A 15949-nucleotide genomic window follows, 5' to 3' on the forward strand; every position below is an offset into this window, starting at 1 on the left:
CAACAGCCTACCGATTTGCCCTGGTTGCGTGCAAAGATCAACTTTTTGAAGAATACGAAGTTTATAAGCCGCCGTAAAATTCCGACGGGGTTTTTTCTCAGGCACTTCAGGGTTTGGGAAGATGTTGTCAACCTCGCCCCCCAATGAGGAGCCAGTTCCAGTCGCCCCGGGGGCTCCTTCCACTGGCTCCTCATTGGGGGATGCGCCTGGCCGATTGCATGATGTCGGTAGCTGATTCATTTTGATTGGTTCCATAAGCATTTTCCTTACCCGCCCTACACTAATTTTTCAAGGGGTAAGTGTCTCACTCATACTGTCACAGAGGGGATTGAGATACAGCCTTTATCAAATGTTGCTTGCATTACATACACAAATGCAGCAGCTGATGAGATTGAAGAAAGGGTTGAGCATCCCAATCTTTATGTTTCTACAATTCATGAATTCTTATGGCGTAACATCAAGCACTTTCAAGAAGAGCTTAAAAAAACACTGGTTGAGTTAATTAATGACGAAGCACAACCAAGATTTAGAATACCTGGAGGAGAAGAGGTAGATCTCAATTTTTATTATAACCTAAAAGACGGTATCCAATACAAAGAGTTTGTACGACTAAAAGACGGTATAATTTCACATGATGAGTTGATAATTCTTGCCCATAAAATGTATGAAAAGTACCCAAAACTCTGTGCTATCACCAAAGATACGTATCCTTTCGTCTTTGTAGATGAATATCAGGATACCAGCAAACTGGTTGTTGAAATTTTACTGGAACATCTCAAACAATCTCAAAAAGAAAATATTATTGGTTTTTTCGGTGATGCAATGCAATCAATATACGATGGCAGCATTGGGAATATTGATGAATATAAAGGTCAGGAAGATCATTTAGTAAATGAAGTTAAAAAAGAACAAAATAGACGCAATCCTCAATTAGTTATCGATCTATCTAATAAAATCAGAACCGATGGTTTAACTCAGCATCCTTCTGATGACCCTTCCGCCCCTAATATGGAACCTGATGGAAATGTAAAAGAAGGGAGCATTTTCTTTTTATATTCCGACGATGATGATCTGAATAATGTCAGGAGCTATTTAGGGTGGGATTTTTCGGATACAAAACAAAATAAAGAGCTAAATTTGACTCATAACCTCATTGCTGCCAAAGCAGGGTTTGAAGAGCTAATGAGAATTTATGACAGTGATAAGATTTTGGATTTCGTTGCAAGACTGAAGAAATATATTAAAGCTAACCCAGAATCGATCGAAACAGAGGGTAAAACATTAAAAAAAGTTATTGATGAACTTCAGGAGGGGAAGTCTGGTCGTACTCTAAACGCCGTCTCCCCTACCAGAGGTATGCAGGAATATATAGATATTAATCAAGCAACATATGAGGAAGCTCTACAATGCCCATTTGACCAGATTGCATCCATTTATATTAATAAGGATCAATTAGTAGACGATAAAAAAAATGATACTGAAGAGAATGATAAACCAGGCTCAAAACGAGATGATATCATTAAGCATTTATTTAAAATTCAGCATGCTCTCAGACTTTATGAAGAAAAGAAGTATAATGAATTTATTAGGATAACAGATTTTAAAATCACATCATTACAAGCAAAAAGTCGGTTGCAAAAAAATGTTCAGATGTTAGTCGAGGCAAGTAAAAAAACTATTTCAGAAGTTATTAATGACGCTGATGACTATGGGATTGTCCTAATTGATGACAGAGTACAAAAAATTAGAGAAAACAAAAAATATATCTATGATCAAGTTTGTAGGTTGAATTTTATACAATTCCAACAACTTTATCAATATCTTGAGGGTTTTACACCATTTTCAACTCAACATAAAACCAAAGGTGCTGAATTTCCAAATGTTTTGGTGGTTTTAGATAATGGGAAATGGAATAATTATAATTTTAACTATTTGTTTACTAACGAAGGCACTGAGAGCGTTTTGCATCGTACACAGAAAATATTTTATGTTTGTTGTACAAGAGCAAAAGAACAATTAGCTGTGTTTTTTCACCAACCTTCACAAGCCGTTATTGATAGAGCGAGGGAATGGTTTGGTAAAGAAAACGTTCAATGTATAGACTAAAATAGAAATCGGAGAACACGATACTCAATTCCAACAATCCAAATGAAGACGGATAAACCGCTTATTTGGAGGGGTTGAGGCTGTAGAAAAAGGTCGAAAACACTGGAGATTCTTATCATTTTGTGCTAGGTTTTTATTAAAAATGAGAGACAAACCACTGACCTTCAAAGAGTAAAAAAACAAAATGGCCAAATACAAAGATTATTCATACGATCAAGGCGTTTTCCTCCCGGTCTTTTTTGATAAACAGATCCTCCCGGGAACCTTTGAATACTCCCTCAATCATTTGATTGATAATGAAGTTGATTTAACTATTTTTGACAACCGCTATAATAATGATAAAACCGGTGCAAAAGCGTATGACCCAAGGATCCTTTTAAAGATTATTCTTTTTGCCTACTCAAGGGGGATCACATCCAGCAGAAAGATGTTTGCAGTTGATGGCTGCAAGCTGCCTTCAAATGCTTCAAAGGAATGGAGTGGAACTAAAACGGATTTTAAAAACAAAGCCCTTAAACTTGGAAAAGCTATCGAGCGGATCATTCAAAAGCATCGGGAAATAGATCATATTGAAGAAAAGAACAACATAATAGATACAGATACTCAATACATCGCCACCCTGCAAAAGCAGATAAAAAAAATCCGGAACTGGACAAAAGATAATGATGACAAACTATGTGCCAGTGGCAAGCCTGTTAAGTCCAACATTACAGACAATGACTCTGCCAAAATGAAAACCTCAAATGGTGTTATCCAAGGGTATAACGGCCTTGCCATGGTGGACAACAAACATCAAGTGATCGTGGGGGCCGAAGCTTTTGGGAAAGGACCGGAACAAGATTTATTAAAGCCATTAATAAACAACACAAAAGAAAACCTGGGAGATGATGTCTTTGAAAACACTCGTTTAACAGCAGACAGCGGATTTCATACCAATAAGAATATGGATATGTTAGCGGAAGAAAACATAGATGCATATGTTGCTGACAACCTTTTTCGAAAACGAGATCCCCGATTCGATAATGCAGGCCGTTACAAAGAATTGTTTAGAAAACAAAAAAACACGAAACTGTTTTCAAAGAAAGATTTTTACTTTGATCCTGAGTTTAAATTTTCTATGTGCCCTGCAAGAAAGCGACTTTACAGAACTGGCAACGGCATTGATAAAAAGGGCAATTTCGTTACCCGATTTGAAGGCCCAAAATCAGCTTGTGGGCCGTGCAAACTTAGATCTAAATGCCTTCGAAAGCCTGATAAGACACTCCAAAGGCAGGTGGCTTATTTTCATGTCAGCAGGAAAACACCTGAAACTGCAACAGAAAAGATGAAATTAAAAATAGATTCGCCCTCGGGTAGACAAATCTACTCTAAACGGCTCGGAACGGTGGAACCTGTTTTTGGCCATATCCGTCATACGATGAAACTTAACTGGTTCAGTATGAGGTGGAAAATAAAAGTAAACAGTCAATGGCTGCTTTTTTGCACCCTGCACAATTTAAAAAAGATCCATAGGTATGGTTCGGTAGAGGTTACATAGAATAAAGGGGGATATCCTCCTAAGTGTTTGGTTATAGCACCCATATAAGAAAAAATTGACCATATATGTCAAATTTATCGACCCTAAAAACAAATAAAACAAAATGTAAGAAAAAGTACATGGGAAATGGAATCACTGCCTTTTGAAAAGTACTTATCCCACTTTCCTCGGGCCTATTAACAAGCTGCTGCACACAGATAAATTTGTGAGCTAAATATTATGTAATAAAAAAGGAGCCTTAATAATGAAAACAGATATAACTGTAATGAAAAAATATATAGCCAGCATCAAGAATAACAAGACAATCGCGATTTATCTGATAACTGCAATTTTATGTTTGTTGTTTTCAGCCTGTGCCATAAACAACCCAGCAACTCAGAATAAAAAATTAACCGCCCAATCTGCTGATGACAGTCGCATTGCTTATGGGACCAGAGGTCAGGGAGAAACGACTCTTTTATTCGTTCACGGCTGGTTATGTGACCATAAAGTTTGGCAACCTCAGATTGATTATTTTTCCAATCATTATAAGGTGGCATGGTTAGATTTGGCAGGTCACGGAGATTCTGAAACCAACCGTCAGAAATTCACGATGTCAGCATTTGCTCAGGATGTTAAGTCGGTTTCGGATAAAGTTGGCGGAGAAAAAATAATTCTTATTGGTCACTCCATGGGAGGCCCTATCGTTATTGAAACTGCAAAATTGCTTGGAGAAAAAGTTGTTGGAATCGTTGGCGTTGATGCTTTTTATACTCCGCTTGCATCTGTTCCTGAAGCAATGAAATTGGTCTTTCTTGAAAAATTGAAAAACAATTATCCTGTTGCCTTGGAGGAAACTGTAAAGTCAATGTTTGCGAAAAGTGCAAATCCTGATTTGATCAATTTATATTATAAAAATATGCTTGCTGCTGATCATAAGATGGGAATCAGTTCTTTATATGAATGCATCAAATGGAATTCACAAAAAGAGCCGTTGGAGCTTAAAAAGTTTTCAAGCAAACTTTATAATATCAATGGTGCGCCGACAGGCAAAGAAAAAGTTTTGCATGAAAGTGTCGTTTTGATTTCAGACGTCGGTCATTTTGTGGCTCAAATAAAACCGGATGAATTTAATGCGGCATTGGAAAAGATTATTGAAAATTCAAAAGATTAATTAAATTCAAAAATCAATTAAACAAGTACGCATGGCCCGCGCCGCACTCGGACGCAAAATGTTTCTCTATTAATCAGATATCCGTCAAGGCAAACAATATAAGGAGTAATCTAATGGGTAAATTACAATCAAAAATCACAACCCGAAGGTGGCGTCGTGAAGACATTCCGGAAATAATAGAATGCAGCAGAGCCACCTACCATGACTATTCAGAAGAGTTCATATATTCTGAACGTCATTATGAAATGCAGTTTGCCGCTTTTCCCCAGGGACAGTTTGTGGCGGTCTGCAATAAAAAAATAGTCGGATACGCCACCAGCATTATAGTCAGTATTGATGACGACTTCTGGTACGATGTGGATGAACTGACCGGGGCCGGTACGTTCAGCACGCATAACCCGGACGGAGACACTCTTTATGGTGCGGATATTGCCGTTCATCCCGATTACCAGCGCCGGGGTATTGCCATGCTGCTGTACAGCCGGCGGAAAAGCATTCTCAAACGATATAACCTCAAGCAGATGATCGCCTATGGAAGGCTTTCCGGATATCGGAATTACGCAGGAAAAATGACGGCTGAGCAATATGTGGAAAAGGTGAAAAAGGGCGAGTTAAAAGATCAGGCCCTGAGTACTCACTTGAAAGTCGGTTATCAGGTGAAAAAAGTTCAGCTGGACATCACCATCGACCATTCCAGTTTGAATTACTCAACCTTTCTTGTCATGCCCAACCCTGATTATAATCTGGCAAAAAAAAGAATTTCCTCGGCCGTGTTTCCAAAAATCCAGGCCCGGCGGGTCAGGGTCTGCGCAGCTCAATACCACATGAGGCCCATCCGGTCTTTTGAGGATCTTGAGCGATCGGTTGAGTTTTTTGTGGATACGGCTGATTCCTATCACTGCCACTTTCTGCTTTTCCCCGAATACTTTACTTATCAGCTTTTAAGTTTTCAGGAAAAAAAGATGTCCATGAAAGATGCCGCCCTGAAACTTGCCGGTTATACGGATCAGTATATTGATATGTTCAAGCGCTTTGCACGGAAGTATAACATCTATATTATAGGCGGGTCCACACCGGTATTAAGGGAGGGCAAGTTCTATAACACAGCCCATTTGTTCACCCCGGCCGGAAATGTTCATACCCAGGACAAGCTTCACATCACCCCGGCAGAACGTAATGAAGGGGGAATTGAACCAGGCACATCTGTTCGGATTTTCAACACCCCGCTGGCCAGGATTGCGATCCAGGTATGCTATGACATTGAATTTCCGGAGGTATCCCGCCTTTTGACCCTGGCAGGCGCTGAAATCATTTTTGTACCTTATTACACGGAAGAGAAAAAAGCCTACTATCGTGTACGGCATTGCGCCCAGGCCAGGGCCGTTGAAAATTTTATATATGTTGTGATGACAGGAAGTGTCGGCAATATGCAAACCAGATCAGGTTCCTTTCTGAACTACAGCCAGGCCGCCATACTTACTCCCAGCGATTTTTCATTTCCGGAAAAAGGGATAGAGGGAGAGGCAGACCCCAATGTGGAAGCGGTTGTCATATCCGAACTGGCCTTGTCTTCCCTGTCCCAGCAGCGGCATGTGGCAACGGTCCGGCCCCTTCATGACATGCGCCTGGATCTCTATGATCTGATGTCGAAAGACAAAATCAAAATTCTCCGGGTCGAGTAAAAAGGAGCTGGCGCGGCCGGAGCTTTGGTTGTTGTCCCTCCTGTTGAACTATGGTAACTAACAGTTTTCGGGTATAGATTCATAAAATTACAATGAAATCAATTCCGGGATATTATAAAAGGGAGTAAAAATGAATTCAAAAACCGTATTTGGCCCTGTGCCATCCAGACGCCTGGGAAAAAGTGTTGGGATAAACAATATTCCTCCAAAAATATGCACATATTCCTGCGTATACTGCCAGCTGGGCAAAACTCAAAAAATGATTGTGTACAGGTGTGTTTTTCATGATCCTGACAGGCTGGTGGAAGAGACAAAAACAAAATTAATCAATGCGCAATCCAATAATGAATCCATTGACTATTTAACCATTGTGTCGGATGGTGAACCCACACTTGATGCAAAATTGGGACTATTAATCGACCGGCTGCGTCCGCTGGGTATTAAAATTGCCGTCATAACCAACTCAAGCCTCCTGCACAGGATTGACGTTCGACATGACCTGTGCAAGGCAGACTGGGTATCCGTTAAAATTGATACTCTGGATGAAAAGACATGGCGGAAAATAGACCGCCCCCACAACGGCATTAAATTTGATGTCATGTTAGACGGGATTAGTTCTTTTGCAAAAAAATTTACAGGGCGGCTTGTAACGGAAACCATGCTGATCAAGGGCCTGAATGACGACAGGCAAAACATCGAAAAAACTGCTGATTTTATTCTGGGCATAGACTGCGCCACAGCATACCTGAGCATTCCAACACGGCCGCCTGCACAAAAATGGGTAAAGCCTCCCGGAGAACAAGCCTTGAATCAGGCCTACCATGTGTTTGACGACCGTGGGATAAATACTGAATACCTTATGGGATATGAGGGGAACCAGTTTGCGTTTACCGGGAATATTGAAGACGACATATTAAGCATTACATCGGTTCACCCCATGCGAAAAGATGCGGTTGCCGGGTATTTAAAAAAGGCGGGCAGTGATTTCTCAGTCATTGAAAAATTATTGGAAGAAAACAAACTTAAGGTTTCTGAATATCAGAACGAACAGTTCTATATCAGGAAGCTGCCTGTGATCTAACTTTCGTAGGAAGATCGCTGGGATGAGATTCCCCGTGCCAGTTTTGTCTGGATTTCATCCAGGATAAGGCAGCCGTCATGGCATTTTGGAAGCGATGATTTTTTGTCGCAGGTAAGGCACGGGCTTTTGGTCAAATATCCGATTTCAAAATCAAATTTGTCTCTTTTAATAATATTTTCCATAACTTATTTCTTTTGTTTAAAATGAAGCTTACCTATATCAATTATCTGAAGAGTCGTCAATAATCGGAGTTTTTTTATTTTTGATACAGCGTATTTTATGTTGAAAAACAACCCGGCCAATCTTGTTGCTCACACCTGAAAAGTCATGGCCTGTTTGCTTGCTTCGTCTCTTGACACTTGATTAACCAATACTATATTAGATGAATTCATTGTTAAGAAACAGGGCTTGATATGGTTTATGATGTTAAACTTTAAATGATATGGGCAAAATAAGGATTATGGAAGAGATCAAAGAATCAATAGAGAAAAGTCATCTGTTAATCAGCAGTATCCGAAACGAAATCTCAAAACAACTCGTGGGCCAGGAAAAGCTGGTGGACAGTCTTTTGACCGGGCTTTTAACAGGAGGGCATGTGCTGATCGAGGGTGTCCCGGGACTGGCTAAAACCAGTGCTGTAAAAGCTCTGGCTTCTGTTGTGCAGGCGCAGTTCAAACGCATCCAGTTTACACCGGATCTTCTTCCGGCGGATTTGACCGGAACTGAAATATATCGTCCTAAAACCGCTGATTTTGTGACGAGAAAAGGGCCTTTGTTTAACAATATCATTCTGGCAGATGAAATTAACCGGGCACCTTCCAAGGTTCAATCCGCACTCCTTGAAGCCATGGAGGAAAAACAGGTTACCATTGGAGATCAAACTTTTGTGCTGCCGTCCCCTTTCCTGGTTCTGGCCACCCAGAATCCCATTGAACAGGAAGGAACCTATCCGCTGCCTGAAGCCCAGGTGGACCGGTTTATGCTGAAAGTCTGCATTGACTACCCTGACAAGGCCCAGGAACTGGAGATCCTTAAAAAGAACAGTTTTCAAAAGACAGATACCGTCAATCCGGTCATCAGTTGTGACCAGCTTGCCGCCATGGGAGAGTTGATTGACCATATCTATGTGGATGAAAAACTCAAAGAGTATATCGTTGACCTGGTGTTTGCCACCCGTCAGCCCGAAAAATACGGGATGGACATGGCCGAGTATATCGAGTTCGGTGCATCTCCCAGAGCCACTATCTTTCTTGCAAAAGCCGCCCGCGTGAATGCATTTCTGTCTGGCAGGGCCTATGTTACACCCCAGGATATCAAGCTTGTGGGGCCGGATGTGTTAAGGCACAGAATTATCTTGAGCTTTGAGGCTGAAGCTGAAGATATCTCGTGCGAAGATATAATCCAAACGCTTTTTGATTCGGTTGAGGTGCCTTGATTTGAGGATGCGCATCAGATGATTCCCGCACATATTATTAAAAAAATAAAACGAATCCACATCAAATCCAGCCGCACGGTGAACAGCATCATGGCAGGGCAGTATAAATCCGTGTTCAGGGGTTCGGGCATTGAGTTTGAAGAAGTCAGGGAGTATTGCCCGGGCGATGATGTTAAAACCATTGACTGGAAGGTTTCGGCACGGCTTGGCAAGCCCTTTGTCAAACTTTACAAGGAAGAGCGCGAAAGCATTGTCATGCTGCTCATCGACATGAGTGCCTCGTTAAAGTTCGGGACTTTTTTCGGGCCGAAACTTGAGAGGGCCGCAGAGGTGGCATCGGTGCTTGCGTTTAATGCCGTTAAAAATAATGATAAGGTTGGAGTGATTTTTTTTACTGACCGGGTTGAAAAATATATACCGCCTAAAAAAGGGTCCGGCCATATCTGGAGGGTGATCAAGGAGATTTTCACGTTTTCGCCACAGGGAAAAGGCACCGACATATCGGAAGCCCTGGATTTTCTGGCGAAAATATCCAAGAAAAGATCTTTTGTGTTTGTTTTGTCGGATTTTCTGGATGACGGTTACCTGAAAAGTCTGAGAACCGTCAGGCAACGTCATGAGGTGATCGGGGTTATGATTTATGATCAAGGGGCGTTTGAACTTCCGTTTAATGGCATTGTAACTCTGTCGGATTTTGAAACCGACGGAGAAATGGTATTTGATGCATTTGATACACATACCCGGAAGAAATTTTTTGCTGCAAAACAGGCGAATCACAAAAAAACCTTGACCCTTTTTTCCAAGGCGCAAAGTGATGTGATTGAACTTGAAACCGCAGCTTCAGTATCAGATACCTTGTCCCGGTATTTTAGGTTAAGGGAAAGGAGACTGCTGTAAATGAAGGATATCCATGGCATAAGGCCTCCTGTTCAAGTCGGTTTTGACCCAATTCTTTTTAAAATTATCTTGATGGTGTCGGCTGCCGTTCTTGTGGCTGCCCTGGTATTTTTTCTGGTCAAAAAATTTTGGAAAAGAAAAAAACATTCCAAAGACCAAAAAGCCCTTCCTCAGCCTTTGGCACCCTATGAAGCAGCCGCAAAAGCGCTGGATCTTTTGTTTCAAAGGCAAATGGATGATCCCAGAGCTTTTTATTTTGATCTGACGATTGTTCTGCGGCAATATATAGGTCGTTCTTTTGGTATCAACGCCATTGAAATGACATCCCAGGAGTTTATTCGCAGCTTCAAGACCCTTGATCTTGATAAAGGTATAAAAAAAGAGATGGCAGAGTTTCAGAACATATCCGATCCTTTTAAATATGCAGGTGTTGTGCCCCAAAAAGACCGGGTGAAAAAAGATCTTCTGTTGATCAAAGCTATCATAGATCAAATAGAAAAAGACCTGACCAAACAAGCCGAACTGCTATCGGAAAAACAAGCAGAAAGACAAGCAGAAAAACAAAAGGAGAGAGCATAATGTTCAGATTTGCCTCGCCGCTTTTTTTGTGTCTGCTTTTGGTGGTGGCTGTTGCCCTTTTTTTGAAATATAGAAAGAAAAATGCCAACCATATCAGGGTGTCGTCCCTGGATGGTGTTCACACGCTTCCCAGGTCTTTTATGGTAAGGCTTTCAAGCATTATGCCGATTTTGAAAATCGCGGCCCTGGTGTTGTTGATACTTGCTCTTGCCAGGCCCCAGTGGGGGGATAAAAAAGTAAACGTGACCACCCAAGGTGTTAATATTATCCTGGCCCTTGACCTTTCCGAATCCATGCGGGCCCTTGATTTTAAAAAGAACAAAAAGATTGTGACCCGGCTTGAGGCGGTAAAAGGGGTTGTGCGCGATTTTGTCCTCAAACGCGAGGGGGATCGCATCGGCATGGTGGTTTTCGGGTCAAATGCTTTTACCCAGCTTCCTTTGACCCGTGATTATAACACCATTGCCTTTATTCTGGACCGGTTGAATATCGGGGCAGCAGGGCCCATGACCGCCATCGGGGATGCCATTGGTATTTCCTTAAAGCGGCTGGAAGATATTCAAAGCAAATCCAATATTATTATTCTGCTCACAGACGGGAAAAGCAATTCAGGTGAACTTTCCTGGCAGGATGCAACACGGATTGCAGCACAAAGAAAGGTGAAAATCTATACCATCGGGGTTGGCACAAAAGGGGAAGCTCCGTTTCTTGTGGACGGCATGTTCGGCAAACGGTATGTATACCAGAAAGTGGATGTGGATCTGGATGCCTTGAAAACGATTGCCGAACAAACTTCGGGCAGCTTTTTTGAGGCGGGGGACTTAACCGCTCTTGAGCAAATATACGAAATGATCAACACCCTTGAAAAAACAAAGGTGGACGTTGAAAAATGGGTGGAGTATAAGGAGTTGTATCAGGGTCTGCTGGCAACCGGTTTGATCCTGCTTCTCATTTATATTATACTGGCCAACACACGATTTTTAAGGATACCGTAAATGAAATTTGCCCATCCCTATTTGTTGAATTTATTATGGACACTGATCCCGGTGTTCGGCATCATGGTGTACGGCATTTTGAAACGAAAAAAAATATTGTCCGAATTTGCCGGGGCAAACATGTTTTCTTCCATTATTCCCGGATTTGATCCTAAAAGGCGGTGGATAAAGGCGGTTTTAATCCTCCTGGCTTCAGGGTTTGCCATCGTTGCTCTGGCAGGTCCGCAATTGGGATACAGGTGGGAGAAAACAACGCAAAAAGGTGTGGATATCATTATCGCCCTTGACTGTTCAAAAAGCATGCTTGCTCAAGATATCAAGCCCAACCGTCTTGAGCGTGCAAAAAGAGAGATTGTTGATTTGCTGCGCATGATGAAATCCGACAGGGCAGGGCTTGTTGCCTTTTCCGGCAGGGCCATTCTTCAATGCCCGTTAACCCTTGACCATGAGGCATTTAATGTTTTTTTAAAAGTGCTTGAGCCGGGTTTTTTGCCGGTGGGCGGGACCAACCTTGATGCGGCAGTCACGACAAGCTACAGTGGGTTTGAAAAAGAGTCTGATACTGAAAAAGCCATTATCATTATTACGGATGGCGAAAACACTTCAGGAGATGTGCAAAAAACTGCCAAAGAGATGCTCAAGCAGGGAATCAAGATTTTTTGTATTGGTGTGGGGGATCTTCAAGGCGCTCCCATACCCGATGAAAACGGCGGGTTTAAAAAAGATGCATCCGGCAATATTGTTTTATCCAGGGTGGATGAACAAGGTCTGGAAAAACTGGCCGCCATGACAGGCGGCGCTTATGTCAGGTCTGTGGCAGGGGATATGGATCTTGATGTGATTTATAAGGATAAAATCCTTGGCACCATGGAACGAAAAACCCTGACATCAGGTAAGAAAAAAGTCTGGGAGAACCGTTATCAATGGTTTCTTTTTCCCTGCCTTGTGTTATTGTTGATGGAATTTGTGTTGTCGTCAAAACGCAAATCACACCGATGGTTTGTAGTGATTGTCGCATTCAGCTTAAGTCTTTTTTCAGCCCAGACTGTTCCGGTTTATGCCAAAACGGTTTCTTCCAGTGTCAAGCAGGGAATACAAGCCTATGAAGAGCAGAAGTATGAACAGGCCAAAAAACACTTTATTGACGCCCAGCTTGAACGTCCTGACAATGAAACTCTTTATTATAATATTGGCGCGGCAGCTTATATGAACAAAGAATATGAACATGCTTTGAAAAACTTTACTGAGGCGGCCAGGTCAGAAGACGTCAACCTGCGCCATAATGCCCAATATAATCTTGCCAACACACAATATCAGATGGGAAATTTTAACGAGGCCATCAAGGGGTATGAAGCTGTTTTAAAAGAATTCCCGGATGACAATGATGCAAAAGAAAACCTTGCGCTTGCAAAACAAAAAAAACAAGAACAGGAACAGCAAAAATCAAACCCTGATAAAGACGGGGACGATAAAAATAAGGACAAGCAAAATAAGAACAAGCAAAATAAGCAGGACAAGCAAAATAAGCAGGACAAGCAAAATACAGAAGGCCCGGATAAAAATCAGGAACAGGACAAAAACCAAAATCAGAATCAGAATAAAAATCAGAATCAGCAGCAGGACAAACCATCATCTGAACATCAGCAGGGCGATAATCCCGGGGAAACACCGTCCCAGGCGCAAGACAAAAAGACTCAACAGGCAAAGGGGAATAAAACAGCCGCTTCTGAAGATAACCAGCAGCAAAAACAGGCAGACCAGGCAATGGAAAACATGCTCAACCGGCTTGAAGACAAACCTGGCAGTGCAATGATGCCTGTGATAGAGGAGCGACATATTGAAAAAGACTGGTAATGATATGAATCTGAAAAGATTTTTTTTAATCGCAATAGTGCTGGCGGTATTCATACCGTCAATGGTTTATGGTTTCGATGTAACGGCCCATGTGGATAAAACCCGGATTTCAATCAGTGATTCCGTTTTTTTAAAGGTGGAGGTCAACGGAGGTCAAGCCGACCTGGATCTTTCCATGATAAGGGATTTTAAGGTCAGGTCCCGGGGAACCTCATCCAGTTATAATTTTATCAATGGCAGGTCTGAAAGAAAGGCAACCTATCAATATGTATTGATACCCCTGGCAAAAGGCGAGTTGAAGATTCCCGCCATCAAGGCCACACAGGATGGTCAAATTGCGTTTACCCGGCAAATTATCATCCATGTGTCCGATCAGGTGGTGAAATCCGATGACGACAAGGCCTTGTTTGCAAAAGCCCATGTGGCACAGCCCAGTCTTTTTGTAGGCCAGCAGACGGTTTTTACCCTGCGGTTTTTTACCTCAAAACGATTGTCCGGTTTAGGGTTTGAAAGTCCGCCTGAATTTAAAGGGTTTTCATCCAAACCTTTTGAAAAGGAAAAAACTTATAATTTGAATATCAACGGGGTCCTTTTTCAGGTTACCCAAGTCGATTACGTCATTATCCCGGCAAGTCCGGGAAATTTTACCATTGATCCTGCGGTTCTCATTGCCAATGTGGTGGTAAAATCAAACCGTGACCCCCGGTTGGATTCTTTTTTTAATGATTCTTTTTTTTCGTCCAGCCGTTCCAAGCCTGTGCGTGTGGTATCAAATCCGGTAGAAATTAACGTATCTCCTGTTCCTCCCTATGAAGGCACAGGTAAATTTTCAGGACTTGTTGGCCGTTTTGAGATTGAGGGAACAATTGACGGTACAACCGATGGTAAAATTGATGGAATAACGGACGGAACAACTGACGTAATAACGGACAAAACAACACTCAAGGCCGGTGAATCAATCACACTTACCATTAAAATTTCAGGGTCTGGCAATATCATGGATGCAAGCCCTCCTGAAATTGATCTGAATACGGATGCGTTTAAAGTCTATGATGATAATCCAGTGGAAAACATTCAATTGACGCAAGATGGTTATGAGGGGGTTAAGATATTCAAAAAAGCCCTTGTTCCCGTTAATCCTGGCAAATATGTGATCAAGCCTGTTGTGCTGATTTATTTTGATGTGGATAAAAAAGCATATCAGACAATTTCAACAGATCAAATCCATTTGGATGTCAGGCCGTCTGAGCAAATACATCTTGCGGCTGCCCCCTTGAACCTGTCACAGGAAAAATCTGTTGTTAAACAAGAGGTTTCCCTGGTTAATAAAGATATCCTGGAAATAAAAGAAGGGTTGGAGGTGTTAAAAGATTACAGGCAAATAGAGCCGCTCTTTTTTATTTTGTTGTTGTCCATTCCAGCATTTTTATTTTCAGGTGTTAAACTGTTTGTTCTGGTTACAAAAAAAGATGTATCAGTTGAAAAGCTTATGGAAGAAAAGGCAAAACATCATTTAAAACAGGCCGGGAAAACAGATGCCGGGGAATCGCAGTTTTTGAGCCATGTTTATTCCGCTTTAGTGGCGTTTATTCTGGCTAAGGGGAAAAAAAGAGGCGAAACCGTGACCATACAGGAAGCCCGGGGTATTTTAAGCGATGCCCATGTGGATACTGCCTCAATTGAACAGGTTGTGGAGCTGCTTGACACCATAGAATCGGTTCGGTTCGGAGGAACCAAGATTCATGAAGTTAAACCAGAAGCCCTGTTGTCAAAAACAAAACAGATATTGAAAATGTTCTGCCTTGCCCTGTTCTGCATGGGACTGTTCTCTTTTGCTCCGCAAAGAGCAATGGCCGATCCTGCAACCACTTTTATGGACGCAGTTAAAAATTATAAGGCCGGTCATTTCCAGCAGGCTGCCATGCAGTTTGAAACCGTTGCAAAAAATCACATCAAAAACCCCTATCTTTTTTATAATGTTGCAAATTCCTATCTGAAAGCCAATGACATAGGTCGTGCCGTCCTCTGGTATGAACGGGCATTGGTTTTGGCTCCTAATGATCCCGACCTGAGATTCAACCTTGAATATGCCAACAGCCTTGTGAAAGACAAAAAAGAGTCTTCTGTCAATATCATGGATGTTCTTTTTTTCTGGGATACGCTTATTTCTGTGAAAACACTTCAGATCACATCTGTGTTTCTTTCTTTTGTTTTCTTTGCATGGGCAGCTGTCAGGGTGGTACAACAACAAAAAGTGTTTTCAGGGACAGGTGTGTTTATCTGTTCTGTATTTATCATTGTTACCGCAATCACCTGCGTGAATTTTTACAAACAATCTGCAAACCTTGCCGCCGTTATTGTGGCCGATGAAGTGGCTGTGCGCTCAGGGGTTACGGATAAATCCACAAAATTGTTCAGCCTCCATGCCGGAACCAAGGTCAGCGTTGAAGAACAAAGAAACGGGTATGTGAAAATAGTGTTTTCAAAAGGCATGGTCGGCTGGATTAAAGTCAAACAAGCCCTTATTATTTAGTGTGACCTCATGTGAATGGATTGTCCTGTTGACTGTTTGAGCTGATTGACTTCATCAAAACTAGCTGCTAATTTGTTTTTATATGATTGTTTTTTTT

Annotated in this window: 13 protein-coding genes; 11 read left to right on the forward strand and 2 right to left on the reverse strand. The window is 41.8% G+C overall.

The window, feature by feature from the left end; translation table 11 throughout:
- Nucleotides 1-240 (reverse strand): hypothetical protein (locus BLT94_RS22220; RefSeq protein WP_217641256.1); only part of this gene is annotated, 240 nt, incomplete at its 3' end.
- Here BLT94_RS22220 and BLT94_RS19030 point away from each other — a divergent pair.
- From BLT94_RS19030 to BLT94_RS19050, 5 genes are all read left to right on the forward strand, one after another.
- Nucleotides 235-2106: a UvrD-helicase domain-containing protein gene (locus tag BLT94_RS19030; protein ID WP_281243413.1), complete on the forward strand. Its 1872-nt coding sequence runs from the start codon at nt 235-237 to the stop codon at nt 2104-2106. The genes BLT94_RS22220 and BLT94_RS19030 overlap by 6 nt on opposite strands.
- A gap of 184 nt (nt 2107-2290) precedes the next feature.
- Complete coding sequence (locus tag BLT94_RS19035) at nt 2291-3643, forward strand: transposase (protein ID WP_092237679.1); 1353 nt, start codon at nt 2291-2293, stop codon at nt 3641-3643.
- A gap of 244 nt (nt 3644-3887) precedes the next feature.
- On the forward strand, nt 3888-4796 hold the full coding sequence (locus BLT94_RS19040) for an alpha/beta hydrolase (RefSeq protein WP_092237682.1): 909 nt from the start codon (nt 3888-3890) through the stop codon (nt 4794-4796).
- A 113-nt stretch (nt 4797-4909) separates the two neighbouring features.
- Entirely contained in the window at nt 4910-6478 is a 1569-nt protein-coding gene (locus BLT94_RS19045) for a bifunctional GNAT family N-acetyltransferase/carbon-nitrogen hydrolase family protein (protein WP_092237685.1), read from the forward strand.
- 130 nt (nt 6479-6608) lie between these two features.
- Nucleotides 6609-7559, forward strand: coding sequence for a radical SAM protein (locus BLT94_RS19050; protein WP_092237688.1), 951 nt, complete (start codon nt 6609-6611; stop codon nt 7557-7559).
- On the opposite strand, the gene BLT94_RS19055 is transcribed toward BLT94_RS19050, so the two are convergent.
- Nucleotides 7556-7741 (reverse strand): hypothetical protein, encoded by a 186-nt coding sequence (locus BLT94_RS19055; RefSeq protein WP_041279371.1) that lies wholly within the window; start codon nt 7739-7741, stop codon nt 7556-7558. The genes BLT94_RS19050 and BLT94_RS19055 overlap by 4 nt on opposite strands.
- Nucleotides 7742-8019: 278 nt before the next feature.
- Here BLT94_RS19055 and BLT94_RS19060 point away from each other — a divergent pair, with 278 nt between their 5' ends.
- From BLT94_RS19060 to BLT94_RS19085, 6 genes are read left to right on the forward strand one after another with little or no spacing between them, the layout of a single operon-like run.
- Complete coding sequence (locus tag BLT94_RS19060) at nt 8020-8994, forward strand: AAA family ATPase (RefSeq protein WP_041279901.1); 975 nt, start codon at nt 8020-8022, stop codon at nt 8992-8994.
- A gap of 18 nt (nt 8995-9012) precedes the next feature.
- Entirely contained in the window at nt 9013-9891 is an 879-nt protein-coding gene (locus BLT94_RS19065; RefSeq protein WP_092237691.1) for a DUF58 domain-containing protein, read from the forward strand.
- Nucleotides 9892-10470 (forward strand): hypothetical protein, encoded by a 579-nt coding sequence (locus BLT94_RS19070; RefSeq protein WP_092237694.1) that lies wholly within the window; start codon nt 9892-9894, stop codon nt 10468-10470.
- Nucleotides 10470-11465 carry a VWA domain-containing protein gene (locus BLT94_RS19075; protein ID WP_092237698.1) on the forward strand — a complete coding sequence of 332 codons (996 nt, stop codon included), beginning with the start codon at nt 10470-10472 and terminating at the stop codon, nt 11463-11465. The genes BLT94_RS19070 and BLT94_RS19075 overlap by 1 nt, the downstream gene beginning before the upstream one ends.
- Nucleotides 11466-13319: a VWA domain-containing protein gene (locus tag BLT94_RS19080; RefSeq protein WP_092237701.1), complete on the forward strand. Its 1854-nt coding sequence runs from the start codon at nt 11466-11468 to the stop codon at nt 13317-13319.
- Nucleotides 13303-15852 (forward strand): BatD family protein, encoded by a 2550-nt coding sequence (locus BLT94_RS19085; protein ID WP_092237704.1) that lies wholly within the window; start codon nt 13303-13305, stop codon nt 15850-15852. The genes BLT94_RS19080 and BLT94_RS19085 overlap by 17 nt, the downstream gene beginning before the upstream one ends.
- The last annotated feature ends 97 nt before the right edge of the window (nt 15853-15949 follow it).

Source organism: Desulfobacula phenolica (genome assembly GCF_900105645.1).
Classification (GTDB): Bacteria; Desulfobacterota; Desulfobacteria; order Desulfobacterales; family Desulfobacteraceae; genus Desulfobacula; species Desulfobacula toluolica.

Bases quoted from the DNA above. Each gene is read 5' to 3' on its own strand.
- BLT94_RS19070 (WP_092237694.1), top strand. From the start codon at position 9,892: ATGAAGGATATCCATGGCATAAGGCCTCCTGTTCAAGTCGGTTTTGAC.
- BLT94_RS19055 (WP_041279371.1), bottom strand. From the start codon at position 7,741: ATGGAAAATATTATTAAAAGAGACAAATTTGATTTTGAAATCGGATAT.
- BLT94_RS19075 (WP_092237698.1), top strand. From the start codon at position 10,470: ATGTTCAGATTTGCCTCGCCGCTTTTTTTGTGTCTGCTTTTGGTGGTG.
- BLT94_RS19045 (WP_092237685.1), top strand. From the start codon at position 4,910: ATGGGTAAATTACAATCAAAAATCACAACCCGAAGGTGGCGTCGTGAA.
- BLT94_RS19040 (WP_092237682.1), top strand. From the start codon at position 3,888: ATGAAAACAGATATAACTGTAATGAAAAAATATATAGCCAGCATCAAG.
- BLT94_RS19060 (WP_041279901.1), top strand. From the start codon at position 8,020: ATGGAAGAGATCAAAGAATCAATAGAGAAAAGTCATCTGTTAATCAGC.
- BLT94_RS19065 (WP_092237691.1), top strand. From the start codon at position 9,013: ATGATTCCCGCACATATTATTAAAAAAATAAAACGAATCCACATCAAA.
- BLT94_RS19035 (WP_092237679.1), top strand. From the start codon at position 2,291: ATGGCCAAATACAAAGATTATTCATACGATCAAGGCGTTTTCCTCCCG.
- BLT94_RS19050 (WP_092237688.1), top strand. From the start codon at position 6,609: ATGAATTCAAAAACCGTATTTGGCCCTGTGCCATCCAGACGCCTGGGA.
- BLT94_RS19080 (WP_092237701.1), top strand. From the start codon at position 11,466: ATGAAATTTGCCCATCCCTATTTGTTGAATTTATTATGGACACTGATC.